17 protein-coding genes are annotated in these 18,977 nt (G+C 61.4%); 14 read left to right on the top strand and 3 right to left on the bottom strand.

Annotated elements, in window-relative coordinates; all coding sequences use genetic code 11:
* Nucleotides 1-27: 27 nt before the first annotated feature.
* From DACI_RS28275 to DACI_RS28250, 6 genes are all read left to right on the top strand, one after another.
* Nucleotides 28-960: an AraC family transcriptional regulator gene (locus DACI_RS28275; protein ID WP_012207388.1), complete on the top strand. Its 933-nt coding sequence runs from the start codon at nucleotides 28-30 to the stop codon at nucleotides 958-960.
* Nucleotides 961-1,236: 276 nt separating this feature from the next.
* Nucleotides 1,237-1,887: a c-type cytochrome gene (locus tag DACI_RS28270; protein WP_016450967.1), complete on the top strand. Its 651-nt coding sequence runs from the start codon at nucleotides 1,237-1,239 to the stop codon at nucleotides 1,885-1,887.
* Between the two features lie 139 nt (nucleotides 1,888-2,026).
* Nucleotides 2,027-4,210 (top strand): cytochrome c biogenesis protein ResB, encoded by a 2,184-nt coding sequence (locus DACI_RS28265; RefSeq protein ID WP_012207386.1) that lies wholly within the window; start codon nucleotides 2,027-2,029, stop codon nucleotides 4,208-4,210.
* On the top strand, nucleotides 4,207-5,547 hold the full coding sequence (ccsB, locus tag DACI_RS28260) for a c-type cytochrome biogenesis protein CcsB (RefSeq protein ID WP_012207385.1): 1,341 nt from the start codon (nucleotides 4,207-4,209) through the stop codon (nucleotides 5,545-5,547). Before DACI_RS28265 ends, ccsB begins: the two co-directional genes overlap by 4 nt.
* Before the next feature lie 182 nt (nucleotides 5,548-5,729).
* A complete protein-coding gene (gene msrP, locus DACI_RS28255; protein ID WP_012207384.1) occupies nucleotides 5,730-6,710 on the top strand; it encodes a protein-methionine-sulfoxide reductase catalytic subunit MsrP in 981 nt (326 codons plus the stop codon).
* A 13-nt stretch (nucleotides 6,711-6,723) separates the two neighbouring features.
* A complete protein-coding gene (locus DACI_RS28250; RefSeq protein ID WP_043782864.1) occupies nucleotides 6,724-7,344 on the top strand; it encodes a protein-methionine-sulfoxide reductase heme-binding subunit MsrQ in 621 nt (206 codons plus the stop codon).
* On the opposite strand, the gene DACI_RS28245 is transcribed toward DACI_RS28250, so the two are convergent.
* Entirely contained in the window at nucleotides 7,341-8,168 is an 828-nt protein-coding gene (locus tag DACI_RS28245; RefSeq protein WP_012207382.1) for an oxygen-binding di-iron domain-containing protein, read from the bottom strand. The two genes, DACI_RS28250 and DACI_RS28245, sit on opposite strands and share 4 nt — an antisense overlap.
* Before the next feature lie 91 nt (nucleotides 8,169-8,259).
* Nucleotides 8,260-8,541, bottom strand: a complete 282-nt coding sequence (gene lptM / locus DACI_RS31710) for an LPS translocon maturation chaperone LptM (RefSeq protein ID WP_080518227.1) — start codon at nucleotides 8,539-8,541, stop codon at nucleotides 8,260-8,262.
* 12 nt (nucleotides 8,542-8,553) lie between these two features.
* Here lptM and cyaY point away from each other — a divergent pair, with 12 nt between their 5' ends.
* Nucleotides 8,554-8,892, top strand: a complete 339-nt coding sequence (gene cyaY / locus DACI_RS28240; protein WP_012207381.1) for an iron donor protein CyaY — start codon at nucleotides 8,554-8,556, stop codon at nucleotides 8,890-8,892.
* A 79-nt stretch (nucleotides 8,893-8,971) separates the two neighbouring features.
* On the opposite strand, the gene DACI_RS28235 is transcribed toward cyaY, so the two are convergent.
* Nucleotides 8,972-11,296, bottom strand: a complete 2,325-nt coding sequence (locus tag DACI_RS28235; RefSeq protein ID WP_043782861.1) for a penicillin-binding protein 1A — start codon at nucleotides 11,294-11,296, stop codon at nucleotides 8,972-8,974.
* A gap of 371 nt (nucleotides 11,297-11,667) precedes the next feature.
* Here DACI_RS28235 and DACI_RS28230 point away from each other — a divergent pair, with 371 nt between their 5' ends.
* Genes DACI_RS28230 through DACI_RS28200 form a run of 7 tightly spaced genes read left to right on the top strand, consistent with a single transcriptional unit; the run spans nucleotide 11,668 to nucleotide 18,912 of the window.
* Complete coding sequence (locus tag DACI_RS28230) at nucleotides 11,668-12,747, top strand: pilus assembly protein PilM (protein ID WP_012207379.1); 1,080 nt, start codon at nucleotides 11,668-11,670, stop codon at nucleotides 12,745-12,747.
* On the top strand, nucleotides 12,744-13,355 hold the full coding sequence (locus tag DACI_RS28225; protein ID WP_012207378.1) for a PilN domain-containing protein: 612 nt from the start codon (nucleotides 12,744-12,746) through the stop codon (nucleotides 13,353-13,355). The genes DACI_RS28230 and DACI_RS28225 overlap by 4 nt, the downstream gene beginning before the upstream one ends.
* Nucleotides 13,355-14,032 carry a type IV pilus inner membrane component PilO gene (gene pilO, locus DACI_RS28220; RefSeq protein WP_012207377.1) on the top strand — a complete coding sequence of 226 codons (678 nt, stop codon included), beginning with the start codon at nucleotides 13,355-13,357 and terminating at the stop codon, nucleotides 14,030-14,032. The genes DACI_RS28225 and pilO overlap by 1 nt, the downstream gene beginning before the upstream one ends.
* Nucleotides 14,032-14,580, top strand: a complete 549-nt coding sequence (locus tag DACI_RS28215; protein ID WP_012207376.1) for a pilus assembly protein PilP — start codon at nucleotides 14,032-14,034, stop codon at nucleotides 14,578-14,580. The genes pilO and DACI_RS28215 overlap by 1 nt, the downstream gene beginning before the upstream one ends.
* Nucleotides 14,577-16,727: a type IV pilus secretin PilQ gene (gene pilQ, locus DACI_RS28210; RefSeq protein ID WP_012207375.1), complete on the top strand. Its 2,151-nt coding sequence runs from the start codon at nucleotides 14,577-14,579 to the stop codon at nucleotides 16,725-16,727. Before DACI_RS28215 ends, pilQ begins: the two co-directional genes overlap by 4 nt.
* Nucleotides 16,728-16,750: 23 nt before the next feature.
* Complete coding sequence (locus DACI_RS32300) at nucleotides 16,751-18,358, top strand: Ig-like domain-containing protein (RefSeq protein ID WP_012207374.1); 1,608 nt, start codon at nucleotides 16,751-16,753, stop codon at nucleotides 18,356-18,358.
* A gap of 8 nt (nucleotides 18,359-18,366) precedes the next feature.
* Entirely contained in the window at nucleotides 18,367-18,912 is a 546-nt protein-coding gene (locus tag DACI_RS28200; RefSeq protein ID WP_012207373.1) for a shikimate kinase, read from the top strand.
* Nucleotides 18,913-18,977: the final 65 nt, after the last annotated feature.

Raw genomic sequence — 18,977 nt, 5'->3', positions numbered from 1 at the left:
GGCCTCTCCAGAAACCTTCACGCCGCCATGACCAGCCCACGCCGCCGCACACCCCGCCAGCGTCACCCTGAACTGGAGCGCGATTTCGTGCGGACGCCCGCGCTGGGCTATGAGGATATGGAGGGCAGTGGCCTGGTGCGCTGCCTGGCACATGGTTTCCCGAGCCCCCTGGTGCGCTGGCATTTCCATGAGGAGTACGAGCTGCACCTCATCACCCACACCTCGGGCCGCGCCTTCGTGGGAGACTGGATAGGACCCTTCGAGCCCGGCCACCTCGTGCTGTGCGGCCCGCGCCTGCCGCACAACTGGATCTCGTTCGATGCGCCCGATGGGGGCTCGCCTGCACGCGATTACGTGATTCTTTTCAACCACGACCCCATCGCCCGTGCGGCCGAGCAGATCCCGGAGATGCGCGAGGTGCTTCAACTGCTGGACCGTGCGCGCCATGGCATCGAGTTCTTCGGCTTGGCGCAGACGGCGCGCGCGCACTGGGATGCGGTCAGGAGTGCGCGCGGAATGCGCCGCTTCACGGCCTTTTGCGCGCTGCTGTCCGATCTGGCCGAGTGCACCGACTACCGGCTGCTGTCAGCCGTGCAGATGCAGGGCGCCCAGGGCGAGGCTCAGGTGGATCAGATCAACGAGGTGGTCAACCGCATCATGGCGCGCGTGAGCGAGCCGCTGAGCCTGGCCGACGTGGCGGCCGAGCTGGGCATGAGCGAGAGCCGCTTCAGCCGCTTTTTCCGCCGGGCCACGGGCAACAGCTTCACCGACTTCGTCAGCCGGGTACGCATCAACAGCGCATGCCACCTGCTCATGCAGACCGACAGCTTCATCGCCGACATCTGCTACCAGGTGGGCTTCAACAACGTGGCCAACTTCAACAGGCGCTTCCTGGAGATCAAGGGCATGACGCCCTCGGAGTTCCGCCGCCAGGCGGACAGCCGCTTCGGCGCGGGTTGAAGCGACGGGGAAGCGGAATCTGGCGCGCACGGGTGTGGTATCGCGCGCCACATGGGTAGAGTCCTTATTGCCGCGCTGGCACAGATCGATATGCTGGGCTGCGAAAAACATATGTTCAGTACCGAATCCGTGGCCAGTTTGTGACCACGATCAAGGAATATGTTTTCCTCTGTGCGCAGGGGCGAAACCAGGGTTCCTGACGATATCAATCACAGGGGACCCCATTGTAGAATCCGCCGAATTTTGCGCTTTCAACAACAGAACCACGCCCTCGATATGAAGTTGCTTGCCTCTTTGCTGACGGCTGCCATTCTTGCTGCAGCCCCCGCCTTTCCCGCTTTCTCCGCTGGCGAGGCACCTGCTGCCCCGGCTCAGCCGAAGGCGGCCAAGGCCGATCTGGCGAAGGGCGAGGCCAGCTACACCGCCGTCTGCGCGGCATGCCATGCGGCCGACGGCAATTCCACCATCCCGCTGCAGCCCAAGCTGGCCGGCCAGCATCCCGAGTACCTGGTCAAGCAGTTGCTGGAGTTCAAGGGCGACAAGCGCAAGGACCCCGTGATGAAGGGCTTTGCCAGCATGCTCAGCGAGCCTGACATGAAGAACATCGCCGCCTGGCTGCACACGCAAAAGCCCAAGGACGGCTTTGCCAAGGACAAGGACTTGGTGGCCATGGGCGAGCGCATCTACCGCGGCGGCATCCAGGAGCGCAACATTGCTGCCTGCGCGGGCTGCCACAGCCCCAACGGCGCCGGCATTCCAGCCCAGTACCCGCGCCTGGCGGGCCAGCATGCCGACTACACCACGACCCAGCTCACGGCCTTCCGTGACGGCAAGCGCGGCAATAGCATTCAGATGACGCAGGTTGCTGCCAAGCTTAACGATCGCGAAATCAAGGCCGTGGCAGACTACATCGCTGGCCTGCGTTGATGCGATCCCGGGGCCGACGCGGTTCCCAGGGTAATCACCGGGAACCTATTGCTTTATAGACACCCCAAGCCAGGCGGGTCCATCGCATGAATGCAGATGGTCCCGCTTTTTTCATTCGGGTTTTGGCTTTTCGTTCTTCATGTCAGACAACTCTTCCGGTGCCGCTCTTGCTCCCTCCCGCCCGCAGGCCGCGCGCGCGACCCTGGAGCTGCTGGCATCGATGCGCTTCGCGATCTCGCTGCTGACGGTCATCTGCATTGCCTCGGTGATCGGCACCGTGCTCAAGCAGCATGAGCCGGTGGGCAACTACGTCAACCAGTTCGGGCCTTTCTGGGCCCAGCTGTTCCTCGCGCTCAAGCTCAATGCGGTCTACAGCGCCTGGTGGTTCCTGCTGATCCTGGCCTTTCTGGTGGTCAGCACCTCGCTGTGCGTGGCCCGCCATGCGCCCAAGTACCTGGCCGATCTGCGCAGCTACAAGGAAAACGTTCGCGAACAAAGCCTCAAGGCCTTCGGCCACCGTGCGCAGAACGTGGTGCCCGGCAGCGCCGAAGAGGCCGCCAGGCGCCTGGGCCAGCAGCTGGTGTCGGGCGGCTGGAAGGTGCGGCTGCAGCAGCGCGACACGGCGGCCGGTCCCGGCACGGGCTGGATGCTGGCGGCCAAGGCGGGCGCGGCCCACAAGCTGGGCTATATCGCGGCCCACAGCGCCATCGTGCTGATCTGCCTGGGCGGGCTGTTCGATGGCGACCTCATCGTGCGCGCGCAGATGTGGCTGGGAGGCAAAACACCTTATACCGGCGGTGGCCTGATCTCCGAGGTGTCCGAGCAGCACCGGCTGAGCGAGCGCAACCCCACCTTCCGAGGCAACCTGCTGGTGACCGAGGGCGGCACGGCAGGCACGGCCATCCTGTCGCAGTCCGACGGCGTGCTGCTGCAGGAGCTGCCCTTTGCGGTGGAACTCAAGAAATTCATCGTGGAGTACTACTCCACGGGCATGCCCAAGCTGTTCGCCAGCGAGGTCGTCATCCACGACAAGGCCACGGGCGAGAAGCTGGAAAAGCGCATCGAGGTCAACCACCCGGCCAGCTACCGCGGCATCGAGATCTACCAGTCCAGCTTTGACGACGGCGGCTCGTCGGTGAAGCTGCGCGCCGTGCCGCTGGAGGCGGGAGCCAAGCCCTTTGATGTCGAGGGCGTGATCGGCGGATCGGACCAGTTCGTGCGCAAGCTCCCGGACGGCAAGGACGAGACAGTGACGCTGGAGTTTGCCGAACTGCGCACCATCAACGTGGAGAACTTCGGCGGTGGCGGCGGGGCCAATGGCAGCGGCACCGATGTGCGCAAGGTGGACCTGAAGCAGGCCATCGACGAGCGCCTGGGCGCTGCCCACAAGACCGTGACCAAGAAGGAGCTGCGCAACATCGGCCCCAGCATCCGCTACAAGCTGCGCGATGCCTCGGGCCAGGCGCGCGAGTTCCAGAACTACATGCTGCCCGTGGACACGGGCGACGGCCAGCGCGTGTTCCTGCTGGGCGTGCGCGACAGCCAGGCCGATGCCATGCGCTACCTGCGCATTCCCGCCGATCCCGAAAGCGAGATGGACACCTTCCTGCGCCTGCGCAGCGCGCTGCAGGACCCCCGGCTGCGCGAGCAGGCGGCCAAGGCCTATGTGGCCAAGGCCATCGACGCCTCGCGCTCCGAACTCAGTGGCGCGCTGGCGCAGTCGGCCACCAAGGCGCTGGAATTGTTCGCGGGCCAGACCGACAAGAAGGGGCCGGACGGAAAGCCGCTGGGCGGGCTGCAGGCCATCTCGGACTTCATGGAAAGCAATGTGCCTGCGGCCGAGCGCGAACGCGCGGGCGAGGTGCTGGTGCGCATTCTCAACGGCGTGCTGTTCGAGCTGGCCCAGATCGTGCGCACGCAGGCGGGCCAGGCGCCACTGGAGCCCAGCGAGCAGACGCAGTCCTTCATGACCCAGGCCGTGTTCTCGCTCAGCGATGCGCAGTTCTACCCCATGCCCATGGTCTTCATGCTGCAGGACTTCAAGCAGGTGCAGGCCAGCGTCTTCCAGGTGGCGCGCGCCCCGGGCAAGAACGTGGTGTATCTGGGCTGCCTGTTCCTCATCATCGGCGTGTTCTGCATGCTGTATGTGCGCGACCGCCGCCTCTGGATCTGGCTTACGCCCCGCGATGGCCAAAGCCATGCCGAAATGGCCTTGTCCACCAATCGCAAGACACTCGATGGTGATAGAGAATTCGCCATGCTGGCCGGCAAGCTGATAGGCGCCGAGCCCATCCACAAGAAATCCCCCGGAGGTTCCGCATGAACACCGCCACTACCACGACGACTTTGACGCTCAACGAGGGCTTCTTCGCCCGCCGCAACTGGTTCGACTGGGTGTTCGCGGCCCTGGTGGCGGCGGGACTGCTGTATGCGCTGCAGCGCTATGGCGAGTACATGGATGTCTATGAAAAGTGCATCCTGGTCGGCACCATTCCCTCGGCCATCTGGCTGGGCTGGTTCTGGCGCCCGCTGCGCGGGCTGATGCTGGTGGTGGCCGGGCTGTCGCTGCTGGCCATCGGGCTCTACCAGGGGCCTGAAGGGGCGCAACTGGCGCGCTCGGACACGGTGTTCGGCCTCAAGTACTTCCTGTCCAGCCAGTCGGCCATCCTCTGGATGAGCATGGTGTTCTTCATGAGCACCGTCTTCTACTGGATCGGCATGTTTGCGCGGGGCGAGGGCACGGCGCTGTCGCTGCTGGGCTCGCGCCTGGCCTGGCTGGCCGTGACGCTGGCGCTGGTGGGCACCATGGTGCGCTGGTACGAGAGCTATCTGATCGGCCCCGATGTGGGCCACATCCCGGTCAGCAATCTCTATGAAGTGTTCGTCATGTTCTGCTGGATGACGGCGCTTTTCTATCTCTATTACGAACAGCACTACGACACGCGCGCCCTGGGCGGCTTCGTGATGCTGGTGGTCAGCGCGGCCGTGGGCTTTTTGCTGTGGTACACGCTGGTGCGCGAGGCGCACGAGATCCAGCCGCTGGTGCCGGCGCTCAAGAGCTGGTGGATGAAGCTGCACGTGCCGGCCAACTTCATCGGCTACGGCACCTTTGCGCTGGCAGCCATGGTCTCCTTTGCCTACCTGATCAAGCAGCAGGCCACGGAGACCCGCTGGTACAAGCTTGCGCCGCTGTGGATGCTGGGTGTGGTGCTGTGCTTCGAGCCCATCGTCTTCCGCCAGGGCGCGACCCAGAACGGCGGCAGCTACTGGATGGTCTACTTCGGCATCTCGGCGCTGATCGTGGCCGGCATCCTGCTGGCGCGCAAGCGCATCGCCGAGCGCCTGCCCAGCTTCGAGCTGCTGGACGATGTGATGTACAAATCCATCGCCGTGGGCTTTGCCTTCTTCACCATCGCCACCGTGCTGGGCGCGCTGTGGGCGGCCGAGGCCTGGGGCGGCTACTGGAGCTGGGACCCCAAGGAAACCTGGGCGCTGATCGTCTGGCTCAACTACGCGGCCTGGCTGCACATGCGCCTGGTCAAGGGCCTGCGCGGCACGGTGTCCGCCTGGTGGGCGCTGGGTGGACTGGCCATCACCACCTTCGCCTTCCTGGGGGTGAACATGTTCCTGTCGGGGCTGCACAGCTACGGGGAGCTTTGAGCCACGGCAGTGGCAGAGTGACAGTGGCAAGATAAGGGCAGCGGCATGCGTTCAGGCGCATGCCGCTTTTTCGTGCACCATCGCATCGGTGCCGCAGGGAACTTGCGCGCGCCTGCAAGGCTCCCAATCGCCATATCGCCAGCAATAGCGCCCCGTGCCCGCCGGCACACCAGGAGATTCCCATGCTGATCCGCTCCCACGACAACGGCTTCCAACACCCGAAAGGCAGCGAGATCACGCCCCGGGCAGGCTACCTCAAGCGCCGTGCCTGGCTGCAGTACCTGGCCGCAGGCTCGGCGGGCGCGGCATTGCCCGGCTGGGCGGCGGGCGTGCAGCGCCCCGGCAAGCTGGCAGCACTGGCCTCCGTGCCTTCCCAGGTAGTGGGCGCAAACACCATGGACCGTGTCACGGCCTATGCCGATGTGTCCCAGTACAACAACTTCTATGAATTCGGGCTGGACAAGGACGATCCTGCCAAGAACGCCCACACGCTCAAGACCCGCCCCTGGACGGTGAAGATCGAGGGCCTGGTCCAGCAGCCGCAGACGCTGGACCTGGATGCGCTGCTCAAGCTCGCGCCACAGGAAGAGCGCATCTACCGGCTGCGCTGCGTGGAGGGCTGGTCCATGGTGATTCCCTGGGTGGGCTATTCCCTGGCCGAGCTGCTGCGCAAGGTGCAGCCGCTGGGCAGTGCCAAGTATGTGGAATTCGTGACCCTGGCCGACAAGGCGCAGATGCCGGGCCTGCGCAGCGGCGTGCTGGACTGGCCTTACACCGAGGGGCTGCGCCTTGATGAAGCCATGCACCCGCTGACGCTGCTGGCCTTTGGCATGTATGGCGAGGTGCTGCCCAACCAGAATGGCGCGCCCGTGCGGCTGGTCGTGCCGTGGAAGTACGGCTTCAAGAGCGCCAAGAGCATCGTCGCCATCCGCCTGACCGACAAGGAGCCGGGCACGGCCTGGAACAAGGCGGCGCGCAACGAGTATGGCTTTTATTCCAATGTGAACCCCGACGTGCCGCACCCGCGCTGGAGCCAGGCCACGGAGCGGCGCATTGGCGAAGACGGCTTGTTCGCCAAGAAGCGCAAGACGCAGCTGTTCAATGGCTACGAAGCCCAGGTGGGCCAGCTCTACGCGGGCATGGACCTCAAGAAGTTCTATTGATGTGGCCCATGCAATGACGGCGGTGCAGCATCTTTTGCTGCACCGGACGGCCAAGCCGCTGGTGTTTCTTGTGTGCCTGCTGCCGTTTGCGTGGCTGCTGGCTGGAGCCATCCTGAACACGCTTGGCGCCAATCCGGCCGAGGCCTTGCTGCGCTCCACCGGCGACTGGACCTTGCGCTTTCTGTGCGTGGTGCTGGCCGTGACACCGCTGCGCCAGGCGCTGGGACTGACGGCACTGGCGCGCTTCAGGCGCATGCTGGGCCTGTATGTGTTCTTCTACGCGCTGCTGCACCTGCTGTGCTATGCATGGTTCGACATGGGGCTGGACTGGGGCGAGATCGTGCTCGACATCCCGAAGCGCCCGTTCATTCTGGTGGGCTTTGCGGCGCTGCTCTTGCTGACCGCTCTGGCGGTGACTTCACCGCACCGTGTCATGCGCGCCATGGGCGGCAGGCGCTGGCAGTGGCTGCACCGCTGTATCTATGCGGTCGCGCCGCTGGCCCTGTTGCATTTCTTCTGGATGCGCGCAGGCAAGAACAACTTCGCCGAGGTCGGCGTGTACGCCGCCATTCTTGCGCTGCTGCTGGCCTGGCGCGTGGTCCATGCACTGCGCCGCCGGCGCGCCAGGCGCTAGCCGGCCACGGCGCGCAGGGCAGGGCGCAGCTGGCGGGTCACGGGGTCGATGTCCGCCATGGGCAGCTGGTAGTTGCGCTGGTCGAACAGGTCGATGCCGCACTGCAGTCCTTCGAGCCAGTTGAACAGGTCGGCAATCGCCTTGGCGCCCATGATGGGCGCGCCGTGCTGGGGCACGATCATGTCGATGGGCAGCTGGCGCGCCATCTGCACCCACAGCCGCAGGATCTTGTTGGAGACCATGTATCGGCGGTGAAAACCTTCCATGCGGGCGATGTGCGGCACGAGGTCGGTCACGGGCACCTGCGCCTCGATGCCATTCATCAGGGACACGCCCAGATCGCCCGTGAAGAGGATGCGGCTGACCGGGTCGTAGAAGTGGAAGTTGCCTTCGGCATGCAGGAAGTGGGCGGGCAGCAGGTGCAGTTCATGGCGGCCCAGCGGCAGCCGGCCGCCGGCGTCCGGCACGCCGATCACGCGGTTTTCGGTCTTGCCGACCTTGGTGAAGTGGGGCGCGAAGCGCTCCCAGATGCGCGAGATCACCAGCTGTGCCTTGGTGCTGGTCATCCAGCGGTCCAGCGAGGCAATGATGTCGGGATCGGCGTGGGAAGCGATCAGATAGGACAGCTTGTGCGGCGCGAAATGCCGCGACATGCCCATGAACAGCTCGTTGAATGCGAGATTGCCGCCCGGGTCGATGATGGCGCCCGTGTCGTCATCGACGATGAGGAACTGATTGGCCTGTATGGCCTGTCCATCTTCCTCGATGAGGTCGGTGAACATCAGGCAGGCGTGGTTTTTGTCTCGGTAGAGCTCTACGGGCATGGCGGGTTGTCGAGGGACAAGAGAAAGTCACTCTAAGCGCCATGCCTGGCCGCGGTGTTGATGTGCATCAAGCCGCGGCGCGGCCGCCGGCTCAGTCGGCCTGCTGCTTGCGGGAGTCCGTAGTGCCGGTGGGTGTCGAGCTTTCCTCGACGGCGGCACTTGACGGGCCAGCGGGCAAGGTGGTGGGTGCAGGCGCGGGCGTTGCACGCTCGGCCGGGCTGGAAATGCCCAGGGTCTGCGGCAGTGTGGCGCGGTGGCTGGCCGCAGGCGAGCTGGGCAGAAACAGCGGGCCTTTCTGGCCGCAGGCGGCCAGGGACGCCGCACAGGCGCCAAGGGCAATGCACCTGACTAGAATTTGCGAGGCTTTCAACATAAGCGAATTGTAATGACCGACCAAGAATTTCTGGACCTTGCCGAACGACTGCTGCTGGCGGTGGAGCAGGACTGCGATCGCATCAACGATGAAACCGATGCCGACCTCGATGCCCAGCGCGTGGGTGGCATGGTGACCCTGGTCTTTGCCAACCGCAGCCAGATCGTGATCAACCAGCAAAAACCGCTGCACGAGATCTGGCTGGCGGCCAAGGCCGGTGGCTTCCACTACCGCTACGACGCGGCGCAGGGCGCCTGGCTCGATACCAAGGGCGCGGGTGAGTTCTTCGCCAACCTGAGCCGCTACGCCACCGAGCAGTCGGGCCTGGCGCTGCAGTTCTCGGCACGCTGATCCGCCGTTATCGGCAGGCTCCATGAAGAAAGCCCGGCATGGCCGGGCTTTCTTGCGTGGTCAACCGCTTGTTTGGCGGTCAGTTGCGGAAGAGGTCGAGGATGCGGTTGCGCTCCTCGGTGGCGGGCGGAGGCGTGGCGCCTGCAGCGCCGGCCGTGGAGGCGCTGTCCATGCCCAGGCTGCTGACGCCGCCGTTGCGCGCGTTTTCCTCGTAATACCACTCGCCGCCCATGTTCACGACGCCAGGGGGCACAGGCATCTCTGCCACCGGCACGCCCTTGAGGGCATGCTGCATGAAGCCGATCCAGATGGGCAGGCTCAGGCCGCCACCCGTCTCGCGGCTGCCCAGGTTGCGAGGCGTGTCGTAGCCGATCCAGGACACGGCGGCCAGCGTGGGCTGGAACCCTGCGAACCAGGCATCCACCGAGTCGTTGGTCGTGCCCGTCTTGCCGTACAGGTCGGGACGCTTGAGCGTGGACTGCGCGCGTGCTGCCGTGCCCACGCGCGCCACGTCCTGCAGCAGGCTGTCCATGATGAAGGCGTTGCGCGCGTCGATGGCTTGGGGCAGTTCCTGCACCGGGGGCGGCGTGAATTCGGACAGGATCCGGCCCTTGTGATCGGTGACACGGGCAATCAGCCAGGGGTTGACGCGGTGGCCGCCATTGGCGAACACGGAGTAGCCGGCAGCCAACTGCAGCGGCGTGACCGCTCCGGCACCCAGCGCCATGGTCAGGTAGGCCGGATGCTTGGCGGCGTCAAAGCCGAAGCGCGTGACCCACTCCTGGCCCTGCTTGGGTCCCACGGCCTGCAGCAGGCGGATGGAGATCATGTTCTTGGACTTGTTCAAGCCCGTGCGCATGGTCATCGGCCCGTCGTAGCGGCTGTCGTAGTTCTTGGGCTCCCATGGCTGGCCACCCGTCACGCCGGCGCTGAAGAACAGCGGCGCGTCATTGATCATGGTGGAAGGCGAGAAGCCTTTTTCCAGTGCCGCAGAGTAGATGAAGGGCTTGAAGGCCGAGCCGGGCTGGCGCCAGGCCTGGGTCACATGGTTGAACTTGTTCTTCTGGAAGTCGAAGCCGCCGATCAGGGCGCGCAAGGCGCCTGTCTGGGGGACCAGGGCCACGAAGGCGCCTTCCACTTCGGGCAGCTGCGTGATTTCCCAGGTGTTCTTGGGCGTCTTGACCACGCGTATCACGGCGCCGGGACGGATCTTGATGTTGGGCGGTGCCTTGGGGTTCAGGCCCGATTCGGCGGGCTTGAGGCCTTCACCCGTGATCTCGATCTGTTCGCCGTCGGCGCGTGCCGCCAGGATCTTGCGCGGATTGGCATCCAGCACCACGGCGGCGAGCACATCACCGTTGTCGGGGTGGTTGGCCAGGGTGTCGTCGATGGCGTCTTCACGGTCCTCGGCGTCGGCCGGCAGGGCCACGAACTTCTCGGGGCCGCGGTATTTCTGGCGGCGCTCGTAGTCCATGATGCCGCGGCGCAGCGAGGCGTAGGCGGCTTCCTGTTCGCCGGCATTGATGGTGGTGTAGACGTTCAGGCCGCGCGTATAGGCTTCGTTGCCGTACTGGGCAAAGATCAGCTGGCGTGCCATCTCGGCCACGTATTCGGCATGTACGCGGGTGTTGAAGGAGCCCGTGCGGATCTTCAGCGGCTCGGCCTTGGCTTCAGTGGCCTGGGCGGAGGTGATGAAGCCGTTTTCCTCCATGCGCTCGATGATGTAGAGCTGGCGCGAGCGGGCGCGCTTGGGGTTGCTGATCGGGTTGTAGGCCGAGGGTGCCTTGGGCAGGCCTGCCAGCATGGCCGCCTCGGCCACCGTGATGTCCTTCAGTGGCTTGCCGAAATAGGCTTCACAGGCAGCAGCAAAGCCATAGGCCCGATTTCCCAGATAAATCTGGTTCATGTAGATCTCGAGAATCTGGTTTTTGCTCAACAGATGCTCCAGCTTGAAAGTTAGTAAGACTTCGTAAATTTTGCGCGTAAAGGTTTTCTCGGAAGACAGATAGACGTTGCGCGCCACCTGCATGGTGATAGTCGATGCGCCCTGGCTTTTCACGCGGCCCAGATTGGCCAGCGCGGCGCGGGCCATTCCCTTGTAGTCCACGCCGCCATGCTCGAAAAAGCGCGTGTCTTCAATGGCCAGCACGGCGTCGGTCATCACCTTGGGGATGTCCTGGATAGGGGTCAGCGTGCGCCGCTCCTCGCCGAATTCACCCAGCAGGGCGCCTTCGCTGGAGTACACGCGCAGCGGCAGCTTGGGTCGGTAGTCGGCCAGCTCGGACACGTCGGGCAGGTTGGGGTAGGCCATGGCCAGGGCCACGGCCACGGTCAGCATCAAGGCCAGCGCGCCGGCGACGGCGATGCCCGCCAGCCATAGCAAGGCCTTGGGAAACCAGTGCATGGGCTTGGATGGGGCGGAGCGAGGCTTTGCAGCCTGGGGTTCTCGGGAGTCTGAAGACGGCATGTCGCAGGGAGTGCTGAGGAGTGCCGCATTATAAAAATGCGTGCCCCAGAAGGACGGTAGGAGACGGCTGCACACGGTTGCCAGCATGGCCGCAAGCTAAGCATCCTAAGCCAGGCGTGCAGGCCGACATGCAAGCAGGGGTGCATTCATGTCGCATTTGATGGCCCGCAATAATGTCTGTTTTTGACCACTAGCGCCTAGCGTGCTCCGGCTGGCATGGTGAGTTGCGCGCAGTCTTGCTGATAGCATTCAACCTATATGTGAAGGTTTGTTGCGTTCTTTACATACACAAGAAGAGGGAGGGCAAGTTGATTGCTATGGGATCCTTATTCAGTCGCCAGCCCGCACCTTTGCTAGGCATCGACATCAGTTCTTCGAGCGCCAAGCTCGTTGAGTTGTCTCGTGCCAAGTCGGGCGAACTGTTGCTGGAGCGCTGTGCCATCGAACCGCTGGAGCGGGGATGGATCACTGACGGCAACATCGAAAAGTTCGATGAAGTGGCAGAGGCTGTACGGCGACTGGTCAAAAAAAGCGGCACGCGGACCAAGAACGTGGCCATGGCCTTGCCGGCCTCGGCCGTGATCACCAAGAAGATTTCGCTGCCGGACGGCATGAGCGAGCAGGAACTGGAGGTCCAGGTCGAATCCGAGGCCAATCAGTACATTCCTTTCTCGCTCGATGAAGTGAGCCTGGACTTCTGTGTCATAGGCCCGTCATCGAATTCACCCGGCGACGTGGACGTGCTCATTGCCGCATCGCGCCGCGAGAAGGTCCAGGACCGCCAGGGCTTGGCCGAGGCGGCCGGCCTCAGGCCGACGGTCATCGACATCGAGCCCCACGCCTCCCGCATGGCGGCTGCACGGCTGATCGAGCGCCTGCCCAATCAGGGCAACAACGCCCTTGTGGCCTTGTTCGAGTTGGGCGCCATGACGACCAGCATGCAGATCCTGCGCGACGACGAGGTGCTGTATGACCGGGACCAGGCCTTTGGCGGCGCACAGCTGACGCAACTGATCGCGCGCCAATATGGTTTCTCGCTCGAAGAGGCCGAGTCAAAGAAGCGCAGCGGCGAACTTCCGGAGGACTACGCGTCCGCTGTGCTCAAGCCCTTTGTGCAAAGCATGACGCAGGAAGTGTCGCGCGCACTGCAGTTCTTTTTCACCAGTACGCCCCACAACCGCATAGACCACATCCTGCTGGCAGGCGGCTCGGCCCCACTTTCCGGCCTGTCCGAGGCCATCACGCAGCAAACGGGTTTTGCCTGCAGCCTTGCCAATCCCTTTGATGGAATGGAAGTCGGCAGCGGCGTACGCCTCAAGCGCATGTCGCGCGAGGCCCCCGCCTACCTGACCGCCTGCGGACTGGCCATGCGGAGGTTTGTGTCGTGATTCTGATCAATCTGCTTCCGCACAGAGAAGCAACACGCAAGCGTCGCAAGGAAGCATTCCAGGCCACCATGGTCCTGTCGGCCCTGGTGGGGCTTTTGATCATTGGCGCGGTGTACTGGTGGTACCAGATGATGATCGAGGCCCAGCAGGCAAAGAACAGCATGCTGCGCGCCGAGATCACCGTGCTGGAGTCCCAGATCAAAGAAATTGCCGGGCTGGAGGATGAGATCACGGCCCTGCGTGCACGTCAGAAGGCCGTGGAGGATCTGCAGTCCGACCGCAATCTTCCGGTGCACATGCTCAACGAGCTGGTGGCCCAACTGCCCGATGGTGTCTACCTCAGCAGTATCAAGCAGGAAGGTCTGGTCGTTACCATGCAGGGCACGGCACAGTCCAATGAGCGGGTGTCCGAAATGCTGCGCAATCTCTCGGAGGGGACGCCCTGGATTTCCAAGCCTGAACTGGCGGAAATCGTGGCCAAGACGGTCAACGTCACGCCCAAGGACCAGCGTCGCGCCGCTGCGTTCAATCTGCGCTTTCAACTGACGCGCGCCAGCGTGGCGGAGAAGAGCCTTTCGACGGCGGCCAACCCAGGAAAGTCCCAGTGATGGCCAAGAAGAAAAAGAACGACATCGACTTCTCCGCACTGCAGGAGAACATCCAACGCCAGTTTCGTGGTCTGGATCCCAATGATCCTTCTCGGTGGCCTGTACTGCCGCGGACATTGTTGTGCGTGGCCATCGCGCTGGCTGTGGCTGCCGTGCTGTGGTATGTGCTGATCAAGGACTATGAAGACACCCTGGAGCAGGAGCGCAATACCGAAGTCACGCTGCGCCAGGACTTCAGCCAGAAGCTGTCCAAGGCCGTCAGCCTTGATGGCCTGAAGAAGCAGCGTGAACAGGTCCAGCAGTATGTGACGCAACTGGAAAAGCAATTGCCCAGCAAGGCGGAAATGGCGGCGCTGCTCTCGGATATCAATCAAGCAGGGCTGGGCCGCAGCCTGCAGTTTGAAACCTTCCGGCCTGGTGCGATGGTGGTCAAGGAGTACTACGCCGAGTTGCCCATTGCTTTGAAGGTGACTGGTCGCTTTCACGACATCGGATCATTCGCCTCCGATGTGGCCTACCTGTCGCGCATCGTGACCTTGAACAATCTGTCGATCGCACCTGTAGGCAAGGAGGGAGGCGAGGTCCTGAGCATGGAGGCGACGGCACGAACCTTCCGCTACCTGGATGCAGATGAGGTGCAGGCGCAACGCGCAGCGGCCGGGAAGGGCAAGAAATAATGAGACATATGCGTTTCAGCGGCTGGCTCATGTTGGCCGCCTGCCTGACCGCCTCAGGCTGCTCTTCTTCTGATCAGGAGGAACTGCAGACCTGGATGGCCCAGGAAAGAGCCAATGCTAAGCCGCGTGTCAAGCCTTTGGAAGAGCCCAAGACCTTCACGCCCGAGGCCTATCTTGGTTCTGATGGCATGGATCCTTTCAACCCCATGAAGCTGATGCAGGTGCTGCGCAGGGAGTCTGCGCAGTCCAGCGCCAATACCAGCCTGATCGCCTCCGAGCTCAATCGACGCAAGGAACCGCTGGAGGCCGAGCCCTTGGATGCCATGACCATGGTTGGCAGTCTGGACAAAAAAGGCGTGCCCACGGCGCTTGTCAGGGTGGGGACCTTGCTGTACCAGGTTCGGGCAGGAAATTACCTGGGGCAGAACTACGGCAAGGTTACCCGGATCACGGAAACATCCATCCAGTTGCGGGAAATCGTCCAGGACGGCAGCGGCGACTGGATAGAGAGAAATAGCACACTGGAATTGCAGGAGGGAAGGAAATGATGGGCACACATCGCAGAATACTGCACAAGGCTCGCTGGGGAATCGCCGTCGGCGGTTGGTTTCTGGGCTCCTTGGCCTGGGCGCAGTCCGCGATAGAGTCGGTTTCCGGCTCCATCCAGGGAGGCACCGAGGTCGTGCGCATTGAGCTTTCCGAAGCGTTGGCGGCGGACCCCACCGGATTTGCAATCCAGTCGCCTGCGCGGATTGCCCTGGACTTTCCAGGTGCAACCAATGGCACGGGCAAATCTGTGGTCGAGCTCAATCAGGGCAACCTGCGCTCCATCAATATCGTGGAGGCGTCTGGTCGTTCCCGCTTAGTGCTGAATCTGAAGTCGGCGACTTCTTACCGTACTGAAAGGCAAGGCAAGGCCCTGCTGATACTGTTGGATCCAGTGGCAACATCCACGGCCGTGAAGCCTCCCGCACAGCAGGGAGTGTTTGAAACCAAAGCAGTTGCTGGTACTGATGTCCAGCTCATTCGGGATGTTGATTTCCGTCGCGGCAGTGATGGCTCGGGCCGCATCGTTGTTGGTCTGAGCAGCAGCCAGGTCGGCGTGGATCTTCGACGCGAAGGCAAGGAGCTTGTGGTCGACTTCCTGCGCTCCTCCTTGCCTGAAGGTTTGCGCCGGAAGCTGGATGTGGTTGATTTTGGAACGCCGGTGCAGACGATTTCCTCCGTGCAGCAAGGTGAGTCGGTTCGCATGCGCATCGCTCCGGTTGGTGACTGGGAGCACAGCGCTTATCAGAGTGACAGCCAGTTTGTGATTGAAGTCCGTCAGAAAAAGGCGGATGTGAGCAAGCTGACGCAAGGTCCCGGCTACAGCGGTGAAAAGCTCTCTCTAAACTTCCAGAATATTGAAGTGCGGTCGCTGTTGCAGGTGATTGCTGATTTCACAAACTTCAATATCGTGACTTCGGACACGGTTTCCGGTGCATTGACCTTGCGCCTCAAGGATGTTCCCTGGGATCAAGCACTGCAGATCATCATGGACGCCAAGGGTCTGGGCATGCGCAAGTCCGGCTCGGTGCTTTGGATTGCACCCAAGGATGAGATCGATGCTCGGACCAAGCGAGACTTTGAGTCAGCAATGGAGATTCAGAAGTTGGAGCCACTTCGAACTCAAGGTTTTCAGTTGAATTACGCGAAGTCGGCAGATATTTTGCTGCAGATCACAGCAAATAATAGTGGGGGAGGGGTGGGTAATAGCGTTTCAAGCAGATTTTTGTCTGAGCGTGGGTCTGCTATTTCCGAGCCACGAACCAATCAGTTGTTTGTGACCGATACACCAGCAAAGCTGGAAGCAGTGAAGGCACTTTTGCTAACCCTGGATGTGCCAGTGCGGCAAGTCCTAATTGAGGCTCGAATCGTTGAAGCCCGTGACACGTTTGGGCGTGCCCTGGGTGTCAGACTCGGTGGTGGCGATTTGCGTGCTCAACGAGGTGGCGATGGTGGATACGGCATTGGTGGAGATAATAGACTGGTTTTTGGAACTGGATATGAGAATGCAGTTGCTTCCAGTGGCTCGGGGGGAACGGTGAATACTTCGGGTAATTTTGTGAATTTGCCTGCCGCAAAACTTACTGGAGTAAGTGGTACAGGATCTTTTGCATTGTCTATTTTTAACTCCGCCGCTAATCGTTTTCTGGCTTTGGAGCTTTCTGCGATGGAGGCTGATGGTCAAGGGAAAATAATATCCAGCCCCAGGTTGGTGACCGCTGACCAGACGAAGGCTTTGATAGAGCAAGGCACAGAGTATCCCTATTCTGTGACGGCGCCCAATGGTGCCACTACAATCGCCTTTAAAAAAGCCGTGCTGAAGTTGGAGGTTACGCCTCAGATTACTCCGGAGGGAGATATCATTCTTGACTTGGATGTCAACAAAGATTCTCGAGGTGAGACCACAACCCAAGGTGTAGCAATTGATACAAAGCATATCAAAACACAGGTTCTTGTTCAAAATGGGGGCACTGTGGTGATTGGCGGTATCTTTGAGATGGAAGAGACCAATCAGGAAAGCAAAATTCCTTTTCTGGGAGATGTCCCTGTGCTTGGTCATCTTTTTAAGAGCCGAGTGCGAGAGTCCCAGAAGCGGGAAATGCTGGTGTTTATCACGCCAAAAATGATATCCGATGGTCTCAAGCGTTAATTAAAATTTCTGGGAGATAGTTGATGAAGAAGATCTTGCTGACAATGTTGGCGTCATGCGCGCTAGTCGCTTGTGGTGGCGGTGGTGGAAATCCAGGAACTCCTGGCAACGGTACGGGCGGAACGACGCCTGATGTAGCCAGTGTAGAATTCCTGCTGGATAAGACTGTTATCGCAAACTCGGGAAGCGATGCAGCAACGATTACAGTGACTGCGCTGTCTGCCAGTAGAAATCCTGTGGCGAATGCGCCCGTCTCTGTGGTTTTGTCTTCAGGCGTTTTTACACCTACTTCCAATGTGACGGATGCATCAGGTCGAATGACTGGAAAAATCGAGATTGGTGGCGATCGTTCCAATAGAGATATTCGATTTGATCTCAAGGCCGGTGCTCAGGCTGGTGCGGGTGTCGTTGCAGTCACCGGCAGTCAGATTGCATTGACCGTAGTTCCTTCTGCTCCAACCCCAGGACAGCCAGTGGAGGTGACGGCAAAAGTTGCAGATGTCAATGGGGCTGGAATTTCAGGAATTCCCGTTGTCCTCTCGGGATCTGTTCTCAGCGCAGCAATTACTGCCCAGACTGATACGTCGGGTGTGGCGAAGTTTTCTGCGTTTAACGCGCCTGGTGCTGCTCAGGTCTATTCTTTGCAAGCAAAGGCTTCGGGAGTGATTTCCAATGAGCAGATCACTGTTGCAGGCGGAGCTACCCAGGTGCCTGATGCTGTAGGCATTGTCAGCGCGGCAAGCCTTTCTATAGTGCCGAATACGGTTAAGCCGAATCTGGATGGTGGCCGAACCAATATGGCGCAGTTGCGTGCATTGTTCCTGGATAAAGATAATCGTGCGATTCCAAATATGCGAGTGCGTTTTGAGATCGTACCGCCTGGCCTGGGTTCTGGTGAATCTATTTCGACAGGAAGTCAGTCGGTTATTTCTAACGCAAGTGGTGTTGCCTTGGCCCAATATATCCCAGGTACACGGGTTAGCCCGACCGATGGCGTTAATGTAAGGATGTGCTACGGCCCTTCTGATGCATCTCTGTCCAGCGGTAAGTGCCCCGATTTCCGCGTTGGCACATTGACTGTGGCAAGTGAGCCAGTTTCCATCACTATTGGTGATAACAACGAGCTTGAAAAAGGCGCCAACAATCTTACTTATATCAAGAAGTTTGACGTTGCCGTCGCCAACGCGGCCGGTGAAGCGGTTTCGGATGCGGATGTGTCGGTCAGCGTAGATATTCTGCGTTACGGTTTTGGCCGGTATGACAATGTCAAGAATTCACATACCGATGGATCCGGTTTCTGCTTGAATGAAGATGTCAATCGCAATGGTAATTTGGACAACGGTGAAGATGCCAATGGAGATGGCCGGTTGACTCCTCCAAAGGCGGATATTGTGGTTTCTTATTTCAATGGCCGTAAAACGGGAACCAATGGCCGCGTAATCGTGCAGGCGGAATATCCGCAGAACGTAGCCACTTGGCTGCTGTACAAGCTGACCGTCAGCTCCAATGCTGCCGGCTCCGAAGGTCGTGCCGAGCGCATCTTCCTTACCTCGTTCGTCGAAGGTGACCAGAAGAACGGCTCCTTCCTGACCTCGCCTTACGGAGTGACATCCGTCTGCCTGCCCGAGTGAACACGCCGGTGAATTCCGATCAAGGTCCTGCCTCGCTCCGTGCGCCGGTGGTGGCCCTGATCGGCCTGCCCGGCTCCGGCAAATCGACCATAGGGCGCCAGCTGGCGCGCTTGTGGTCGATGCGTTTTGTGGATTCGGACCATGTGATCGAGCAGCGCCTGGGCTGCAGCATCCGGGAGTTTTTCGAGCGCGAGGGCGAGCAGGCTTTTCGAGACATGGAGTCGCAGGTCATTGATGAGCTGTCGGCCTCCACATCCAGCCTGCTGCTGTCCACGGGCGGTGGCGTGGTGCTGCGCGAGCAAAACCGACGCCATCTGCATGCGCGCACCCAGGTCTTCTATCTGGATTGCACGCCAGAGGCCATCGCCGCGCGGCTGCGCAACGATGTGACGCGGCCCTTGCTGCAGGTGGAAGATCCGGCACTGCGCCTGCGGGAGCTGCTGCTGCAACGCGAGCCGCTTTATCTGGAGACGGCTCACTTCGTGATCCAGACATCCGGCCTGTCTGTGGCGCAGGCTGCGCAGCGCATACGCATGCAGGCGGAACTGGCCTGAGCGGCAGCCCGCTGGAACACCAAAGGCCTCGGCACTTGCCGGGGCCTTTTTCTTTAAGATCGGCG

It is taken from the genome of Delftia acidovorans SPH-1, assembly GCF_000018665.1.
GTDB classification, from domain to species: domain Bacteria; phylum Pseudomonadota; class Gammaproteobacteria; order Burkholderiales; family Burkholderiaceae_C; genus Comamonas; species Comamonas acidovorans.
The sequence above is the reverse complement of the archived record's forward strand: the minus strand, read 5'-3'. Positions and strand labels throughout refer to the sequence as shown.

Coding starts and splice junctions, on each gene's coding strand:
- DACI_RS28250 (WP_043782864.1), top strand. CDS start 6,724: ATGACGGCGGTGCAGCATCTTTTGCTGCACCGGACGGCCAAGCCGCTG.
- pilQ (WP_012207375.1), top strand. CDS start 14,577: ATGATGGGCACACATCGCAGAATACTGCACAAGGCTCGCTGGGGAATC.
- ccsB (WP_012207385.1), top strand. CDS start 4,207: ATGAACACCGCCACTACCACGACGACTTTGACGCTCAACGAGGGCTTC.
- DACI_RS28275 (WP_012207388.1), top strand. CDS start 28: ATGACCAGCCCACGCCGCCGCACACCCCGCCAGCGTCACCCTGAACTG.
- DACI_RS28215 (WP_012207376.1), top strand. CDS start 14,032: ATGAGACATATGCGTTTCAGCGGCTGGCTCATGTTGGCCGCCTGCCTG.
- DACI_RS28270 (WP_016450967.1), top strand. CDS start 1,237: ATGAAGTTGCTTGCCTCTTTGCTGACGGCTGCCATTCTTGCTGCAGCC.
- msrP (WP_012207384.1), top strand. CDS start 5,730: ATGCTGATCCGCTCCCACGACAACGGCTTCCAACACCCGAAAGGCAGC.
- pilO (WP_012207377.1), top strand. CDS start 13,355: ATGGCCAAGAAGAAAAAGAACGACATCGACTTCTCCGCACTGCAGGAG.
- DACI_RS28265 (WP_012207386.1), top strand. CDS start 2,027: ATGTCAGACAACTCTTCCGGTGCCGCTCTTGCTCCCTCCCGCCCGCAG.
- lptM (WP_080518227.1), bottom strand. CDS start 8,541: ATGTTGAAAGCCTCGCAAATTCTAGTCAGGTGCATTGCCCTTGGCGCC.
- DACI_RS28235 (WP_043782861.1), bottom strand. CDS start 11,296: ATGCACTGGTTTCCCAAGGCCTTGCTATGGCTGGCGGGCATCGCCGTC.
- cyaY (WP_012207381.1), top strand. CDS start 8,554: ATGACCGACCAAGAATTTCTGGACCTTGCCGAACGACTGCTGCTGGCG.
- DACI_RS28245 (WP_012207382.1), bottom strand. CDS start 8,168: ATGCCCGTAGAGCTCTACCGAGACAAAAACCACGCCTGCCTGATGTTC.
- DACI_RS32300 (WP_012207374.1), top strand. CDS start 16,751: ATGAAGAAGATCTTGCTGACAATGTTGGCGTCATGCGCGCTAGTCGCT.